5 protein-coding genes are annotated in these 2,857 nt (G+C 40.8%); all 5 read right to left on the bottom strand.

What is annotated here, in order from left to right; genetic code table 11:
- Positions 1 to 319: 319 nt before the first annotated feature.
- The gene (locus VIN08_RS28420) at positions 320 to 1,021 is read right to left on the bottom strand and encodes a DUF4386 domain-containing protein (RefSeq protein ID WP_331973121.1); all 702 of its coding nucleotides are present in this window, start codon (positions 1,019 to 1,021) and stop codon (positions 320 to 322) included.
- Between the two features lie 65 nt (positions 1,022 to 1,086).
- A complete protein-coding gene (locus VIN08_RS28425) occupies positions 1,087 to 1,518 on the bottom strand; it encodes a VOC family protein (protein WP_331973123.1) in 432 nt (143 codons plus the stop codon).
- 138 nt (positions 1,519 to 1,656) lie between these two features.
- Positions 1,657 to 2,070, bottom strand: coding sequence for a carboxypeptidase-like regulatory domain-containing protein (locus VIN08_RS28430; RefSeq protein ID WP_331973125.1), 414 nt, complete (start codon positions 2,068 to 2,070; stop codon positions 1,657 to 1,659).
- A 5-nt stretch (positions 2,071 to 2,075) separates the two neighbouring features.
- A complete protein-coding gene (locus VIN08_RS28435) occupies positions 2,076 to 2,348 on the bottom strand; it encodes a hypothetical protein (protein ID WP_331973126.1) in 273 nt (90 codons plus the stop codon).
- 129 nt (positions 2,349 to 2,477) lie between these two features.
- Positions 2,478 to 2,857, bottom strand: a 380-nt coding sequence (locus tag VIN08_RS28440) for a hypothetical protein (RefSeq protein WP_331973128.1), incomplete at its 5' end; no start/stop codon positions are given.

A 2,857-nucleotide genomic window follows, 5' to 3' on the forward strand; every position in this document is an offset into this window, starting at 1 on the left:
TGAGTATAATTCTGTGCATAGTTAAAATTAACAATTGTATAAATGCATTATGTAAGCATGTATGATTGCACGTGCTATTTCAGGTTTTGTGTAGCCCGGCCGTTAGGAAATTGATTAAAATGGATGATGTAACACAAAAAACTATTTGGATGGCATCGGTCCCACGACAATACCTTCCTATATAGACCGCTTATAGCAAGGAAACGTTGGATGCTGAATCAGAGAAATTCAACAAATTTTAACGTCAGTCGAACAAAATCCAACAATTCAAATCAATATGTAATGTTATATATAGGTATAGTGCTGATTGCATTCAGTACTACAGTGCAGGCGGACTTGTCTTTTTTATACCCGCAATCAAGAGCCATAGGCAAGTGCCTATTTCACCAAGACCCGCTGGTATGGTAATAATGGAAGAGATACCCAGTCCATCATACGAGTTCGGAAAGAGAAAGTCTCCAACAAAGTTTGTGACATACCCAAAGCATCCGGCCATTAATAATATACCCAGTACTTTAGGAATAAGACCCGACCTGAACGCGAGGTATCCAAAAGGTAATAACCAAAGCCCCCAAAATATAGAAGCTAACTGATTGCCGTTGTTATAATAGCTAAGGTGGAGCATTACCTGAGACTGCAGATCGGCAGCATCAAACGCACTGAGGTAGCTGGCTTTGCTGATCAGGGTGAGCACAGCAAATTTGTTAAGCATGTTTACAAATGATATCGGTACACTCACCTCTGCCAGCACTACCATTAGTACAGCGTACGTTTTGTTTACAGGATTAAGTAACTGGTATAGCACTAGCGGCAGAAGTAAGAATGCCATATAGCACAACAGTCCGGCAAAGATACCCAGTCGGAAAAGAGTTTCGTGCGTTGCTATATTATTGAACGTTGCCGATGCATCGCTCCAATCGTTAAGCTGCGATGGAACATACATAAGGTGAAAGATACCTGTAAGCACAACAACGAGGTATAGGGCTCCGGCAAGTCTGGCGGTCTTTTTTCTTGGGTCCATAGTTTAGTTATTATGGTCATGACGTTTACCGCTGGTAATTGTTACAGACATACCGGTGCCTGCATTTATTTTTCTTTCAAAGAAGATAACATCTCCAGGTAATGACGATTGTACATAATGCCCAACACATTGCCAAATGGATCAAGAACCGATGCAGTGATAAACCCTTCGCCACGTTTTGTGATGGGCTCATATTCTTTTGCACCAATCGCTAAAAGGCCGGCCATCGTTTTTTTAACATCATCAACATGCCAATATAGTATAGCTCCGCCCGGACCGGGAGTAGCTACTTTTGGCATAAACTTCTTGCTTACAATGCCTACCTCATGCTGGTAATCGCCAACACGAAACTCTATATAGAATGGATTATCCGTATCGGGTCGTTGAAAGTACGGCTCTGTGCCAAATACACGAGTATACCAGGTGCGGGCCTCTTTCAGATCATCGGCCCAGAGGCTAACGTTGGCCATGCCGCGTAACATTGCTGTCGATTCCATTTTTATTTCTGTTTACTTATATACTGAAACAAAAGTATAATGGGTGTGCGACAGCCCTATGTCAGTTGTAAAATGTGCGTGTTGAAATTGATGAGATTTTTTCTGTAATTCTAAAGCTGAAGATTTGTTGCTACACTCTTATTCGATGGATTTCATTGCTATATGTAGCTCAGCAATATCACCGGTTCCTAAATGCAGACCTTCTTTCGTTAATGGTTTATAGCTGTTGGAAGTTGCTTTTAGTAAATATGTTCCTGCAGCGATATGATAGAACTTGAATTGACCCTGCGTATCGCTTGTTTGTGTATAGGTGTTAAAAGAATTTATTAGCTGAACTGTTGCTGCTTCGTCTGAATCAAGACCAGATACTTTCCCTTCAACGATAGCCGTTATAGTATCCATAATGGCAATATATTTAAACTTCAACACGCGACTGTTTTGCGTGCTGTCGCTATAATTGCTGATTTCTGTTTCGTCATAAGAATTTTTTTTATGGCTAACGCAGCTAACGATGCAAAAAGCCAGGGCAAGTACGATGATTACTTTTTGCATGACTCTTATTTCTTTTTGCTCTTTTGTTTCTTATCGCTTTCTTTCTTGTCGCCTTTCTGTTCACGCTTTTGCAATACGATAGCAATTATAATTCCTCCGATGGCTGCAAGCAACAGATATATAGGGGCAGACCATCGCAAGGTCATATAGAGCTTATAGAAAAAGTCTTTTGTGCCCTCAAAATGAAATTCCTCTCTTCGATTAACAAATTTCAGTATATGAAATACCATGAGAACCAAAAAGATCAGTCCGAAGTATTTGAACGCCTGCTTTTTCATTGCTTCTATATAGTGAATTTAAGTCGCGAAAATACAGAATCCTTTGCGGTTTATATATGGATGTGAAATGATAAATGAGTATGCAAATCGGCATCCTATTTAGTTACAACGTTGGTGTATATATTTCAATCACCTTATCGGAGTCCACCTGTTATCGAAGAAGTCAAATTTCTCCACGGTGTGATCTTTACCAACGCGGAAGGTATCAAGTCGGGTATAGTGTCCGGCCAGTAATTCGTAGAAGCCGATTACAAAATATGGATGTTGTTGGGTAGGCTGTTCATCTGTCATGGTAAAAGCCTGCACGCGTTTTTCTCTTAAAGAAGCGGCTCCGACACGCACTTCTTTTACTTTCCAAACCAGTTTGTGATTCTCGATCTCGTCAGCAGAAACGTGAGCATCCTTAAACTCCAGGTATCTTCCCAGCGTGTCAGCTTTATCAACAGGCTTAAGGACAAAGTCAACATACTGCTGCCCAACGACATGGCTAAGCGACAGGTAGAGTAACA

It is taken from the genome of Ohtaekwangia sp. (assembly GCF_036568665.1).
GTDB lineage: Bacteria > Bacteroidota > Bacteroidia > Cytophagales > Cyclobacteriaceae > Ohtaekwangia.